General features: G+C 61.1%; 13 protein-coding genes. 4 read left to right on the forward strand and 9 right to left on the reverse strand.

Translation table 11 applies throughout. From position 1 onward, the window contains the following. Positions 1-106: 106 nt before the first annotated feature. From moaE to ABJO61_RS14785, 7 genes are all read right to left on the reverse strand, one after another. The gene (gene moaE / locus ABJO61_RS14755) at positions 107-553 is read right to left on the reverse strand and encodes a molybdopterin synthase catalytic subunit MoaE (RefSeq protein WP_348326642.1); all 447 of its coding nucleotides are present in this window, start codon (positions 551-553) and stop codon (positions 107-109) included. 4 nt (positions 554-557) lie between these two features. Next, a complete protein-coding gene (moaD, locus tag ABJO61_RS14760; RefSeq protein ID WP_348326645.1) occupies positions 558-809 on the reverse strand; it encodes a molybdopterin converting factor subunit 1 in 252 nt (83 codons plus the stop codon). Beyond that, positions 806-1,429 (reverse strand): CDP-diacylglycerol--glycerol-3-phosphate 3-phosphatidyltransferase, encoded by a 624-nt coding sequence (gene pgsA, locus ABJO61_RS14765; RefSeq protein WP_348326648.1) that lies wholly within the window; start codon positions 1,427-1,429, stop codon positions 806-808. Before pgsA ends, moaD begins: the two co-directional genes overlap by 4 nt. Before the next feature lie 223 nt (positions 1,430-1,652). Beyond that, positions 1,653-3,584, reverse strand: a complete 1,932-nt coding sequence (uvrC, locus tag ABJO61_RS14770; protein WP_348326651.1) for an excinuclease ABC subunit UvrC — start codon at positions 3,582-3,584, stop codon at positions 1,653-1,655. A 372-nt stretch (positions 3,585-3,956) separates the two neighbouring features. Continuing rightward, a complete protein-coding gene (gene folB / locus ABJO61_RS14775; protein WP_348326654.1) occupies positions 3,957-4,364 on the reverse strand; it encodes a dihydroneopterin aldolase in 408 nt (135 codons plus the stop codon). A 21-nt stretch (positions 4,365-4,385) separates the two neighbouring features. Beyond that, complete coding sequence (locus ABJO61_RS14780) at positions 4,386-5,144, reverse strand: SDR family oxidoreductase (protein ID WP_348326657.1); 759 nt, start codon at positions 5,142-5,144, stop codon at positions 4,386-4,388. 44 nt (positions 5,145-5,188) lie between these two features. Continuing rightward, positions 5,189-6,241, reverse strand: a complete 1,053-nt coding sequence (locus ABJO61_RS14785; RefSeq protein ID WP_348326660.1) for a calcium/sodium antiporter — start codon at positions 6,239-6,241, stop codon at positions 5,189-5,191. A 206-nt stretch (positions 6,242-6,447) separates the two neighbouring features. Between ABJO61_RS14785 and ABJO61_RS14790 the strand changes: the two genes are divergently transcribed. From ABJO61_RS14790 to ABJO61_RS14800, 3 genes are all read left to right on the forward strand, one after another. After that, the gene (locus ABJO61_RS14790) at positions 6,448-8,262 is read left to right on the forward strand and encodes a cation:proton antiporter (RefSeq protein WP_348326663.1); all 1,815 of its coding nucleotides are present in this window, start codon (positions 6,448-6,450) and stop codon (positions 8,260-8,262) included. 169 nt (positions 8,263-8,431) lie between these two features. Further along, entirely contained in the window at positions 8,432-9,682 is a 1,251-nt protein-coding gene (locus ABJO61_RS14795; protein WP_348326666.1) for a GNAT family N-acetyltransferase, read from the forward strand. Between the two features lie 72 nt (positions 9,683-9,754). Continuing rightward, positions 9,755-10,363, forward strand: a complete 609-nt coding sequence (locus tag ABJO61_RS14800) for a hypothetical protein (RefSeq protein ID WP_348326669.1) — start codon at positions 9,755-9,757, stop codon at positions 10,361-10,363. An 11-nt stretch (positions 10,364-10,374) separates the two neighbouring features. Here ABJO61_RS14800 and ABJO61_RS14805 read toward each other — a convergent pair whose 3' ends face one another. Beyond that, positions 10,375-10,932: a hypothetical protein gene (locus ABJO61_RS14805; RefSeq protein WP_348326672.1), complete on the reverse strand. Its 558-nt coding sequence runs from the start codon at positions 10,930-10,932 to the stop codon at positions 10,375-10,377. 212 nt (positions 10,933-11,144) lie between these two features. On the opposite strand from ABJO61_RS14805, the gene ABJO61_RS14810 reads away from it, so the two are divergent. Continuing rightward, positions 11,145-11,552 carry a hypothetical protein gene (locus ABJO61_RS14810; RefSeq protein WP_348326675.1) on the forward strand — a complete coding sequence of 136 codons (408 nt, stop codon included), beginning with the start codon at positions 11,145-11,147 and terminating at the stop codon, positions 11,550-11,552. Between the two features lie 49 nt (positions 11,553-11,601). Here ABJO61_RS14810 and ABJO61_RS14815 read toward each other — a convergent pair whose 3' ends face one another. Continuing rightward, positions 11,602-13,551: a hypothetical protein gene (locus ABJO61_RS14815; RefSeq protein ID WP_348326678.1), complete on the reverse strand. Its 1,950-nt coding sequence runs from the start codon at positions 13,549-13,551 to the stop codon at positions 11,602-11,604. Positions 13,552-13,688 lie beyond the last annotated feature (137 nt).

The following is a 13,688-nucleotide window of genomic DNA, read 5'->3' on the forward strand; positions in this document are numbered from 1 at the left end:
AATCAGGGGCGGCCTTCGGGCCGCCCTTTTTGCTGGCCGGCGGATGGACCGGGACAGAAAAGCGGGGACAAACGGGCCCGACTGTCATCAAAACGTAACAAAACCGTCACAAACCCCATTTGGCTGCTGCGGCGCCATCGCTCTCACGGGCATCGACCCAATGCGCTTCGCCCTCTTTATCCTCACGTTTCCAGAAGGGGGCGCGGGTCTTCAAGTAATCCATCAAAAACGAGGCTGACTCGAAGGCGGCCTGACGGTGAGGGGAGGCGGTGACGACGAGGACGATGTTATCCCCGGGCATAAGCTTGCCGACGCGGTGGATGACGAGGCTTGCCTGAAGCGGCCATCGCTTGCGGGCCTCCTGCTCGATGCGGGCGAGTTCCTTCTCGGTCATGCCGGGATAGTGTTCCAGCTCCATCGAGGCGACGGTGCCGCCATTCGCATCGCGCACGAGGCCGGAGAAGGTGACAACCGCGCCGATATCGGTACGCCCTTTTACAAGGGCTGCGACCTCCGCGCCGATGTCGAAATCTTCGGCCTGGACACGGATCATCGGATCAGCCGCCGGTAACGGGAGGAAAGAAGGCGATCTCGGTGGCGCCCAGAACGGAGGTGCCGAAATCGCCATGTTCCTGATCGACGGCGCAGCGGATGACTGAGAGGTCCGCGAAGGCTGCCTCGTAGCCTTCACCGCGCGTTTTCAGCCATGAGATGACGCCGGAGACGTCGCGCACTTCGCCGGGCAGCGTCACGTCTTCTTCCGAGACGCCGGCTTTTTGTTTCACCCAGGCGAAATAGAGCAGTCTCACATCCGGCCGTCCCGTTCTGCGGCAGCCGCCGTGGGCGGGGCTGGCGGCGTCTTCTCCGGCTTGTCGTCGCCGAGGTGCTTAACGCCCGCGCGGAAATAGTCGATGCCAGTGTAGAGCGTCAGGATGGCAGCAGCCCAGAGGAGCGTGATGCCTGCTTCGATCGTGCCCGGCATGATCTTGTCGGCGGCGGGACCGGCGAGCAGAAAGCCGAGGGCGACCATCTGGATCGTCGTCTTCCATTTTGCGAGCTGCGTCACGGGAACGCTGACGCGCAGCTCTGCAAGGAACTCGCGAAGACCGGATACGAGAATTTCGCGGCAGAGAATGATGATCGCGGCCCAGAGCGAGAAGCCCGCGATGACATCCTGCCAGGTGAGCGCGATCAGGACGACCGCTACGAGCAGCTTGTCCGCGATCGGGTCCAGCATGCGCCCGAGATTGGATTGCTGCTCCCATGCGCGGGCGAGATAGCCATCGAAGAAATCGGTGATGGCCGCGATGATGAAAAGCGCAAGCGCCGTCCAGTGTGCGGCGTCGCCCGGCATGTAGAAACACACGACAATGGCGGGCACCAATGCGATACGGAAATAAGTCAACAAATTCGGCAGATTGGTCGCCATTCGCAGTCAGCTCCGGTTTGATCGCGCCAGCTTAGAGCAGATCGTGACCGGATGGAATCGCCGGGCGCTTCCATCCGGTCATGAAAATCTGCTCGTCGCTTTATAGACCGGACCGTTTTCCTCACGACGATGTAGCGAGGGGGGGGAAGCACATTCGAGGCAGTGCAATTCACTAAAATCCGTGGGTGCAGTCATTGGTTGCACTTTAACGATCATCCGGCGGTCATCCGTCCGGATTTCCGTGAAAGTGATCGTAAATGGCACGCGCTACCTTGGCGCTGATGCCATCCACCGCCTCGAGATCGGAAAGGCCCGCACGTGCGACGGCGCGCGCGGAACCGAAATGCTGCAACAGGGCCCGCTTGCGGCCAGGGCCGATACCGGGAACCTCATCCAGCGGATTGACGCCAATGGCTTTCGAACGGCGCGCACGATGGCTGCCGATGGCATAACGGTGAGCTTCGTCGCGAAGGCGCTGGAGGTAGTAGAGGACGGGATTACGCGGTTCCATCATGAAGTCCGCGCGGCCCGCCATGAAGAAGCGCTCACGGCCGGCATCGCGTTCAGGCCCCTTGGCGACGCCCACCGCCGTTACATTGGCAATACCGAGTTCGTTCAGCACATCGAGCGCGACCTTTAATTGCCCGGCGCCGCCGTCGATCAGGATGAGGTCCGGCCACTGGGATTCGCTATCCGGCGTGGCTCCGCTTTCCTTGAGGAGGCGGGTGAAACGGCGGGTCAGCACCTCGCGCATCATGGCGTAGTCGTCGCCGGGCTCGACGTCCTCGCCCTTGATGTTGAACTTCCGGTACTGGTTTTTCATGAAGCCTTCGGGGCCCGCGACGATCATGCCGCCAACCGGCTTCGTGCCCGAAATGTGGCTGTTGTCGTAAACCTCGATGCGGGATGGCGGCTGTTCGAGGCCGAAGGCTTCGGCAACGCCTTCAAGAAGCTTGCGCTGGGTCGAGCTTTCGGCGAGGCGGCGGCCCAGCGCCTCACGTGCATTGGTGAGCGCATGATCGATAAGCTCGCGCTTTTCACCGCGCCGGGGGACGCCGACGGCGACCTTTCGCCCGCCGCGAATGGTGAGCGCCTCGGCAAGGAGGCTACTTCCCGGTACTTCATGGCTCAGGAGCACCATGCGCGGTGGCGGACGGTCCTCGTAGAACTGTGCGAGGAAGGCGTCGAGTACTTCCTCAACGGAGAGTTCCTTGTCGTGGCGCGGAAAATAGGCGCGGTTGCCCCAGTTCTGACCGGCGCGGAAAAAGAAGACCTGCACACAGGTCTGGCCGCCTTCCGACCAGGCCGCGAAGACATCCGCTTCGGCGACGGTCTGCGGGTTGATGCCCTGATGCTGCTGGATCTGGGTGAGGGCGCGAATGCGGTCGCGATAGATCGCCGCGCGCTCGAAATCGAGATCGGCCGCAGCGCCGTCCATCAGGGCGGCGAGCTGCTGCTGGGTCTTGCGGCTGCGCCCTTTCAGGAAAGCGCGCGCCTCGCTCAGGAGTTCGGCATATCCCGCCTCGCCGATTTCTCCCGTGCAGGGCGCGCTACAGCGCTTGATCTGGAAGAGGAGGCAGGGCCGGGTGCGGCTCTCAAAGACGCTGTCGGAACATGAGCGCAGCAGAAAGGCCTTCTGAAGGGCGTTCAATGTGGCGGTGACCGCGCCCGCGCTGGCGAAGGGGCCGAAATAGTCACCCTGCCGCGAGCGGGAGCCACGATGCTTCACGGCCTGCGGAAAGGCATGGTCGCCGGTCAGCAGGATGTAGGGGAACGACTTGTCGTCCCGCATCAGCACGTTGTAGCGCGGTTTCAGGCGCTTGATGAGGTTGGCTTCGAGGAGGAGCGCATCGGTTTCGGTGGCGGTGGAGATGAACTCCATCTGCGCCGTGGTGGCGATCATGCGGGCAATGCGGTTGGAATGACCGGCAAGCTTGGTGTAGCTCGCGACCCGCTTCTTCAGGCTGCGGGCCTTGCCCACATAGAGAAGCTCGCCTTTCTCGTCATACATGCGATAGACGCCCGGGCTGTCGGGCAGGAGCTTGACCTTTTCGGCGATCAGGGCAGCACCGGACGGGCCGGAGGCGGGGGCCTCGGAGCTGGATGGGGGGCCGGAACCGGGCGCATCGCCGGATGTCTCGTCGGTCTCGTTCATCTGGTTTGTATAACACCGCTACAGGTTTCGCGGGTTTCCGCGGACACCCTGCCGGGCTGGGGCAGGAACATGTTGCTCAGCCTGTGGATAAGTTTGTTGAAAGAGTTGGGGTCCGATCCGGCCTCCAACTGTCAACGTCTTGTAATAATTAGGATTTGTGACGCCGGGTTAAAACCTGTCTCGTTTTAAGGCGTTGAAACATATGGGTTTTTCTGACCTATGGAACCCGGCCAGAGCCGATTCGGCCGGGACTCAGGCCCCGAGCTGAGGCAAATCCGAGCCCCGGCATTGCTGTGCACAAACCTTCCGTGTGCGGCATTTGGAATCCCCAAACTGTTGATTCCATTGCCGGTTTTTCGTGACCTTGCAGCTTCAGGAATGATGACGCACACGCTCGATCTCGACACCGACACTGACGGCTTCCGCGATGGCGGCAAGCTTCTCTACCCGGACCCGTGCCACCCGGACCCTTGCATCTTCCAGGCATGATCCGGCGATACGTTCGGCCAGCGTCTCGACGAGGTTCAGGTGGCCTTCGGCGACGATCGCCTTGATCTGGTCGACCACGGTCTTGTAGCAGACGACATTGTCGAGGCTGTCGCCATGCGCGGCTTCGGCGACCGTGAGGTCGATATTGACGCGAACCGGCTGTGTGCCGCCCTTTTCGTGCTTGTAGACGCCGATATGCGCATCGAGCAGCAGGTCGCGGATGAAGACATGGCGGATCGCCCGCTCGGCATTCGCGATCTTCAGAGGTGCAATATTATCCGGCTGACTCATTCAACTGTCCCTGTTCGCACTCTACTCGGGAATGGTGACGTCCGGGGTTTCCCAGGCGAGGTGCTGGCCGCCATCGAGTGCAATCATCTGCCCGGTCATGGAAGGCGAGGCGAGAATAAACCGAACCGCGGCGCAAATCTCGTCCGGCGTGGTGCCGCGCCCGAGAATCGTGGCTCTTGTCTGTTTCTCGAAATCTGCCGCCGACTGGCGCGGATTGGCCAGCGCCGGACCGGGGCCGATGGCGTTTACACGGATATGGGGTGCGAGGGACCGCGCCATGACCTGCGTCATGTCCCAGAGCGCCATCTTGCTGATCGTATAGGAAAAGAAATGCGGTGTCGGGGCCCAGACGCGCTGGTCGATAATGTTCACGATATTGCCGGGTGTGCCTTCCGGCAGCTGCGCGGCGAAAGCCTGTGAGAGAAAGGCGGGTGCGCGCAGGTTGGTATCCATATGCGCGGTCCAGCTTTCCGCCGTCATACCTCGCACATCGTCACGCTCGAAAAGCGAGGCGTTGTTGACGAGAAGCGAGACGGGACCGAACGCTTCGCGCGCACGGGAGATGAGATCGCCCGCGGCGGCGGGCTTTGCGAGATCGGCATTGAGGGCGAGGGCCTTGCTGCCCAGTGCCTCGATTTCCTTCACGACGGCGGCGGCATCATCCATCGAGCTGTGATGATGGAGGACGATGGACCAGCCCTCTTCGGCGAGCGCAAGCGCGATCGAGCGCCCGATGCGGCGCGCGGCTCCCGTGACAAGTGCGGTTTTGCTGTCGCTCAAATCCGTATCTCTCAGATGATGCTCAAAGGACGCTCAAAGAACGCTCAAAGAACGCCGGGCGCGTGGCCGAGGGAGAACATGGCATAGAGATAGGCGCCATAGGCCAGAAGGAAAAAGATGCCTGCTCCGCGCCCGACTTTCCCGCCCGTCATGGTGAAGGGCAGCAGCATGACAACGGAGCCGAGCATCACCCAGAGATGGAAGGTCAGGAAGTCCGGCGAGACGGGCAGCGGGGCGATCAGCGAGGTCACGCCGAGAATGGCGAGGATGTTCATGATGTTGCTGCCGATGATGTTTCCCACCACCACATCGTCATTGCGGCGGAAGACGGCCATGAGCGATGTCGCGAGCTCGGGCAGCGAGGTGCCGACGGCAATCAGGGAGAGGCCGATCACGGCATCGGAGACGCCAAAGACCTGCGCGATTTCCGTGCCGCCATCGACGACGAAGCGCGCGCCGATAGGCAGGCCGATGAGGCCGATCAGGAGTCTCAGCGCAATGGCGCGGCGCGAGAGGTTTTCCGTGGGCAGGTCGCCATGCGGGAGGTCATGGGTATCGATATCGGGCTGCGCGAAGGCATCGCAAGGCGTGCCGGGGACGGGGAGCGTGTCGTCTCCGGCGGCAAGGGGCGAGGGAGAGTGCGGGTTCATGCGCGCATCCCAGCCCGAATAGACGAGATAGGCGGCGAGCAGGGACAGAAGGAGAATGCCCTGCCAGAAGCCGAGAGGGCCGATAAAGCAGAGCACGATGAGCAGGACGCTTGCCGCCATCATGATGAGCATGTTGTGCGGCACGGTGCGGCCCACACAGGCAATGGGCATGATCAGGGCGGGAAGGCCGAGGATCAGCAGGATGTTCGCGATATTGCTGCCGACGACATTGCCAAGCGCGATGCCGGGAGCGCCGGAAAGAGCCGCGCGCACGGAGACGAGAAGTTCCGGCGCGGAGGTGCCGAAGGCAACGATGGTGAGCGCGATGAGAAGAGGGGAGAGGCCGTAGCGCGCGGCAAGGGCGGTGGCGCCGCGAACGAGGAAGTCGCCACTGACGATGAGCAGGACGAGCCCGCCCGCGAGATAGAACCAGGACATGTCAGGCATTTGCATCACCGGCGGCGTTTCCGTGGGCCTCGCCGCCGGCGAGGGAGCACGATTTATCGCTGCGGGTTACACGGCTTCCTGTCCGCATATCGATGCAGGCCTTCCTGTTCTGCTGGGTCCGCCCCCGGTCCCTCGTCAAAGGCATATAGGGTGGACCGCGGTATATGGCAAGAATCCCGCGGGATTCCCCGCATCGCAGCAAATTTTTGGGTTACGCTGCCGACGGACAGGCGAGCGGCGAGGTGACAGTGGAAAACGAGGTTCTGAGTGCGGGGGCGGCCGTGGAGGCGGTGGCGGGGGGCATCCATGTTCCCTACCTCAAGGAGGTCATCGTCTTCCTGATCGCTGCCGTTGCCGTGATGCCTCTGTTCCACTGGTTTCGCGCGAGTACGGTTCTCGGCTATCTCTTCATCGGGGCGCTGATCGGGCCGCATGGCATCGCGCTGATCGAGGATGCGCCGGGCGTTTCGCAGATCGGCGAGCTTGGCGTCGTATTCCTGCTTTTCACCATCGGGCTCGAACTCTCATGGCAGCGGCTGCGCTCCATGCGCACGCTGGTGCTGGGACTTGGCGGAGCGCAGGTCGTCGTTTGCGGCGCGGCGCTGGCGGGGCTGTTCATGTTGGCGGGGCTCTCGGGACCGGCGTCGACCATTCTCGGTTTTGCGCTGGCGCTTTCCTCGACCGCCATCGTGACGCAATTGCTGATCGAGCGGGGCGAGTTTGCCGCGCAGCCGGGGCGCATCGCCTTTTCGATCCTGCTGATGCAGGACCTTGCTGTCGTTCCCATTCTCGTCATGGTGTCGATCTTCAGCGCCTATGCGCAGGGCGGCGAAGATGTGAATATTTTCAGCCTCGCGGGAATGGCGGTGCTGAAGGCGGCGGTGGCGGTCACGCTCATTCTGACGGTGGGGCGCTATTTCCTGCGCTGGATCTATGGCGTGGTCGCGCGCACGAAGAACCCGGAACTCTTTCTCGCGCTGTCGCTGCTTGCCGCGCTGCTTACCGCAACCGCGACGGGGGCGGCGGGGCTTTCGATGGCGCTGGGGGCGTTTCTGGCGGGGCTGCTGCTTTCCGATACGGAATTCCGGCCGCAGATCGAAACGGATATCCAGCCCTTCAAGGCGCTGCTGCTGGGGCTCTTCTTCATCAGCGTCGGCATCGGCATGGACTTCTCCGTGCTGCGCAGCAATTTCGATGCGGTGCTGGGGCTGATTGCGGTTTTCATCCTGCTCAAGGTGCTGATCATCGCGGCACTGACCATGTCGTTCGGGCAATCGCGTATCTGTTCGGCGCGCACGGGGCTGCTGCTCGCATCGGGCGGCGAGTTCGCCTTCGTGGTGATATCGGGGGCGGTGGAGGGCGGCGTGGTGCCGCTCACCGTTGCGCATGTGGTGCAGCTTTCGGCCGCCGTGTCGATGGCGCTGACGCCGCTGCTGGCGGTGCTCGGGGCGTGGTTGCAGACGCGGCTCGACGGCCTGGAAGGCGACCGGGAGCGCGATGCCGACGGATCGGTGGAGGGGCTCGAGTCGCATGTCATCATTGCAGGCTACGGGCGCGTCGGGCGGACCATCGGGCGGCTTCTGCGCGAGCAGCAATTGCCTTTCGTCGCGCTCGACCTCGATCCGATGCGCTCGCGCATGGCGCGGCTTCGCGGCGAACTCGTCTATTACGGCGATGCGGCGCGGCCCGAGATGCTGGAGCGCGTGGGCGCGGCGCAGGCCTCCGCCATCGTGGTGACGCTGGATGACAGCGCGGCGGCAAGCCGGCTCGTGAAGGCGCTGCGCGCGAAGTGGCCGACGATCCCGGTCTATGCGCGGGCGCGCGACCGCGAACACATGCTCGAACTCGAAGAGGCGGGTGCGACGGCAGTCGTGCATGAGGCGCTCGAAGCCTCGTTGCAGCTTTCCGGCCATGTGCTGCGCGCCATCGGCGCATCGAGCGAGGCGACGGCGACGCTGATCGAGCGTGTGCGCGTGGAGGTCTATGAGCGGCAGGCCGTCGAGACGGACAAGGCGGGGTAAGACCGCCGAAAGCCGCGTGAATTGGCGGTTTTTCTTGCTGGTTTTCTGGCCGGTTTTCTTGCCAGTTTTCTGGCCGGAAGCTTGCGTGGTTTGTTCCTGAACATACCCGGCTGTCCCGAAAGGGGACGGATCGTGCCCGTCACATCCGGGACTGTCTCAGGAGCGAACGATGAGTATTTCGAGCGAAAAGTCCCTGGAAAATCCGTCCCGTTTTGTACGGGCGCGGCCTCAAGGGACGACGGCCCGGTTCCGCGCGGGATACGACGCCCGCCTTGCCCATGCGGCGGGGGTCACGCTTTACGAGAGTTTCGAGGCGGCGGAGCCTGTCTGGCGCGATTTCGAGGCGCGCGCGGCGGGCACGGCCTTCCAGACATTCGACTGGCTTTCCACCTGGCACAGGCATGTGGGCGAGGGGCTGGGCGTTCAGCCCGCCATCGCCGTGGTTGCGCGGCAGGGAGCGCCGCTGATGCTGGCGCCGCTCGGCATCGAGCGCCGCTTCGGCCTTCGGCGTCTCGTCTGGCTGGGCGGGCGGCTCGCCGACTACAAGGGGCCGCTTCTCGCGCATGACTATGAAGCGCGGCTCAACGATGCATCCGGGGACGGCTTTGCGATGCTGTGGCGGCAGGTCCGCCGGGCGCTGCCGCGCCACGACCTCGTGATGCTGGACAGCCAGCCGGTGTCGCTCGGCACGCCGGGCGCGCCGCTCGCCAATCCATTTGCGGGGCTTGCGGCATCGCCCGCGCCGGACGCGGCCTATGTCTTCGGCCTGCCATCGACATTCGAGGAATTTTCGCAGCGCTACCGCCCGGAGACGCGGCGCATCGACCGCTCGAAATTCCGCAAGCTGGAGGCGGCGGGCGATGTGTCGTTCCGCATTGCGGAGACGGCGGAAGAGCGCGTGGCGATGACACAGAGCATTCTCGCGCGCAAGGCGGCGCAGCTTTCCGCGCAGGGCATCTCGTCGATCTTCGAGGAGGAGAATTATCTCGCGGCCTGGCACGATCTTGCCGCGCTGCCGGAGGAGCGGCGCCTGATCGAAGCGGCGGAACTCAGGCTCGACGGTCAATTCCTGTCGGGGAGCGTTTCCCATGTCTGGCACGGCCGCAACACGCTGATGGTGCATACCTATGACCATGATTTGCTGCCGAAGCTCTCGCCGGGGCGGCTGCATCTGCTGAAGCTGCTGCAATCGAGCATCGACCGCGGCATCGCGACCTACGATCTTTCGGTGGGTTATGCGGCCTACAAGGAAAGCTTCTGCGACGCGCCGATGGAAATGCGCAACATGATCGCGGGGGCGAGCCTTGCGGGACATGGCGCGGCGGCGGCAATCCGCGCGGGGCTTGCGGCGAAGCGGTGGATCAAGGCCGATCCGCGCCTCATGGGGCTGGTGCAGAAGGCTAGAGCGAAGCTCGCCTGAACCATCTATTGACATTCATATTGCCAATATAATGGACGGGCCATAGACTTCCTCCGTTTCAGGAGGAAAGACATGAAGCGCATCACCGGTCTCCATATTCTCGTTGCCGTTCTCGCGGCTCTCTATGCCGTGTTCTGGTTCTGGTATGGCGGCGCCGGGCGGCCGCTTTCGGAGACGGAAATCCAGCACTATCTCACGCGCTTCGACGAGATCGGGCCGGGCGACGGCACGCTTCACGTCCGCGGACAGTTCGAGACGTGGATGAAGCAGGATGACGGCAATGAATTCCTGATGGTGAACCTGATCGACGAGCCGGCGGACCTCGCGGCGGAGGAAGAGTACAACCGCGCCATCCTGCCGCCGCTTCTGCGCCGCGCTTCGTTTCCCGTCTTCATGGTGCGGCCCTTCGCGAGCTTCATCGAACCGGAAGGGCATCACACATGGGATGTGGTGGCGGTGATGCGCTACCGGAGCCTGCGCGACCTGCTGGAGGTCATCACCGGGCCGGAAGCGGAGCGGCTTCGCGATCTCAAGGAAGGCTCGGTCGCGAAGACGCATGTCTTTCCGGCGCATATGGCGTTCAGCTTCATCTGGATGAGGTTCATCGCCGCCGCGCTTCTCGTTGCGCTCGGGCTGGCGCTGCATTTTGCGCTCAGGCCGTTCGGGTGGTATCGGCGGTAGGAGCGCGAAGGTCAGCGCGGGCGTTCGTCCCAGGGCTCCAGCGTGCCGGCGATGCGGCGCGGCAGCGGCATTTCCATCTGGGCGATGGCGGCCGCCGAAATCTCTTCATGATTGAGCCAGCGCGAGGCGCCGTTCTCGCGCACGAAGCCGAGCACGACCTGCGCATATGAAATATCCGGCTGATGGGCGAGGGCCTCGGCGCGGATAGAGGCGATGGAGGGCTCGCCGTCTTTTCCCGCGAGGATCGAGCGGCTGCCCATCACCTCGATGAGAGTGCCGCCGGGCGCGACCAGCGCATCGAGCGCGGCGCGCAGAAGCTCCGCACGGGGACGTATCCATGTGAGGGCGAGGGAGAAGGGCGCGTGTTCCTCAAGCGCGGCGAGAAGCGCGGGCTCGTCTTCATAGGAGAGGGGCAGGCGCTCGCATTTCGCATCGAGCGCCTCGTCGCCGAAGGAGAAGCTGCCCGCGTTGCGCGAGACGAGGACGGATTTTTCCGCCAGTCCGGCGGCATGGCGCGCGGCGGCGGAGAGCATGCCTGTGGTGCCGAGGAAAAGCGCCGTACCCGTCATGTTTTTCCTTTGTCAGCGTCAAGTCTGTGGCTGTTTCCCCAAGTGTAATATGGATGCGGAATATGGCGAAAGCTTGGGCTTTTCGCGAGGGCTTTTCGCGAGGGCTTTTCGCCGGTTTTGCCTTGCGTGCGGGGGGTTGACGCAAATGTGAGTTGCGGCGCGGGCGGGGGCTGCCCAGCTTGATGGCGGTCAAGGGTCTCAGGGAGGAACAAATGTCCGGTTTCATGGAAGCACTGCAGGCGGCGAGCGCGGCGCAGGACGCCTATGTGGCGACGCTGCCCGTCTGGGTGCATTACTGGATGTACTGGATGCTGGCCGTGCTCGGGCTCGGCAGTCTCGTCTTTTCGTTTTTCCGGGCGGAGGCGCGCTGGCTGCTGCTCTCCTTCGTGGTGACGATCATTGCGACGATGGCGCTCGGCATGACGGTGGGCTGGAACAAGCTCTGGGGCGTCACGCATCTCGTGTTGTGGACGCCGGTGCTTGTCTATTACATCCGGCGCTGGCCGGTGGTGGAGAAGCGCAGCGTCTTCGGCGTCTGGTTCGTCGCGGCGACGGCGACGCTGGCCGTGTCGCTGGTGTTCGATGCGAAGGATTTCGTGGAGTATCTGATGGGGGTGTGAGGGGATTCTCAAAGAGGTTGGTAGGCAGCGCTAGTTGAGGCTACCGAATTTAAGAAAGATACTCTTCGTCGTAGAGTTTCTTTTGATTTTCGATTTCGGCTGATGGGTCGACCAGGAAACCAATAAGGTCCTTTAAGCAAATAATCGTGAACTCCAACTGGTGGGTGTTGAGGTTTGTCGCTATGTGCGTGGCGCCGTGATACTGCCGCTCCGTCAAATTGTCTGGTATCAAAAGAGACGATATCATGTGGCTTTGTTTGTAATCTTCACCTATTTCCCACACCACAACCAAGTCAATGTCATTGGTGTTTTTGTCGCCGCTCTCAAGGTCTTCTATGAGGGCGTTCATGGAGAACTTGTACTCAAGAATCTTTGGCTTTGAGAAAAACCCTTCTTTATATCTCTCTTCCGCTACTCCGAGGGGATTGGTATTTGCGTCGAATTGATGGTTTTCTGCTTCCCCGTCGAAGTAGATTTTAAACATGGAGTCATACACAAATCGTTCATTTGTAGACATGATTTTGACGCCGCGAATAACCCCGCCAGCGATCAACTGGTTGAATAGAGCAATTACATCTTGTTCTCGGGTAGGCGTAGAAGTGATGCCGAGCCTGTTCATCGGCTTAAAAAATTTCTCGTCCTGAAGGTTTAAGGGGCTGTCGCGCTCGTGATCGAGAAACTGTTCCTTCCAGCTGTCTACTTTTGCTTCCCGTCCCAGATCATCTATCCCGCCGGTTACAGGGCGCAACAAACTACGATTTCGCTCAATTGGTCGTTCGATGAGCCGTCGAGCGATGTGTTGAGCTAGCTCTACAACTTCCTTTTGAAAACCTTTGCGTCCCATGTCCGGACGCGCATGTTCGAAGTGAATAAGGACGTGAATTTGATTTTGACGGCCAGTGTGTCTGTTGAGAGGTATCTGAACCATTTCGCCTTGAGGCATTTTATTGGCAGCAAGCTGAATCCCTGGACTCAACACTGCCTGTCCCCCGCGGATGTTCAGCCTCTCATTGAACTCTGACCAGACCTTTGTGGAAAACGCGTAGCAAAAATAAACTGAGGGTCGGTAGTCCTGGACCAATTGCGCATATGTTTTGTCCAGATCTACGTAAGCTACGATCTCATCAGCTTCTATTGTGTCGTAGAGCGCGTCCAGATTCCGAATTGCGTCTGGCAAGCGCGCTCCCGCTCCGTGTTTCTCGAACACCTTTCTCTGTATTTCGTTGACTTCCGTGACGCGCCTAGACTTCCGCACTTGTTGATGCGGCCACAGATACTCCGCCGTAGTGTTTGATACGACAGATTGTACGCCGTTTTGGTCAACCACTGTTATTGAGTAATCCAGTGGAACGCCGTTCAGGACGGCTCCAAGCCCAGTCTTTGTGCGAAGAATCTTGTCCCACTGATCAGCCGTGGTTGCGCCTAGCCAGCTAAGTTTGCCTGGTCTCGTCGTTTCATCGAACTCAATAGCGATTGAGGTGCCTCTATCAACTGACGCAAAGTGAGGGTCAAGGGGGCCACTGGTGTCAGTGGTCACTTTCGGATTCGCCGCAGGATTGGGGTCAGAGAGCCATCTTCGGGCTTCGATCATTTTCCCGCAGCTTTCGAAATCAACGCTGCGCGTAGAGATTTGGATATGGTTAAAGCCATACCCCAGGTAAGTTGCTCCGACCCCCTTGTGACCTCGCGTATCTCCACTTTTGAACGAGAAATTCGGAGCAAGAAAACGCTCGAACTTATCCTTGGTGAGGCCAGTGCCGGTGTCTGTGACGATTAAAGAATTTTTCTGCAAGTTTATCGTTATAAACAATTGAGCCGGTGCCGCAGGGTCCGACAGTTTGCGCTCTTCAATGGCATCCAGGCCGTTCTGAATTAATTCGCAGAATGGGTCGTACCAGCCGACATAAGAATCCAAAATATTTCTTATTTCTCGTTTGATTGCCGAGATCGCGACTTCGTCATTCAGGCTTTGCTTGAATGAAAGAGGATCGAATTCCATTTGATTTTCTTGCTCAAAAAAGATGCTGAATGTGATCGAAAGTATAGTTCAGACAGTTTGAGTGCATCAGCGTGTATCTGCAACCTCGAACAGAATATACGGGTTGCTTCTGCCGGTTTATTTTTATGTCTCTAGAT

Origin of the sequence: Parvibaculum sp., assembly GCF_039973015.1 — a bacterium.
Classification (GTDB): Bacteria; Pseudomonadota; Alphaproteobacteria; order Parvibaculales; family Parvibaculaceae; genus Parvibaculum.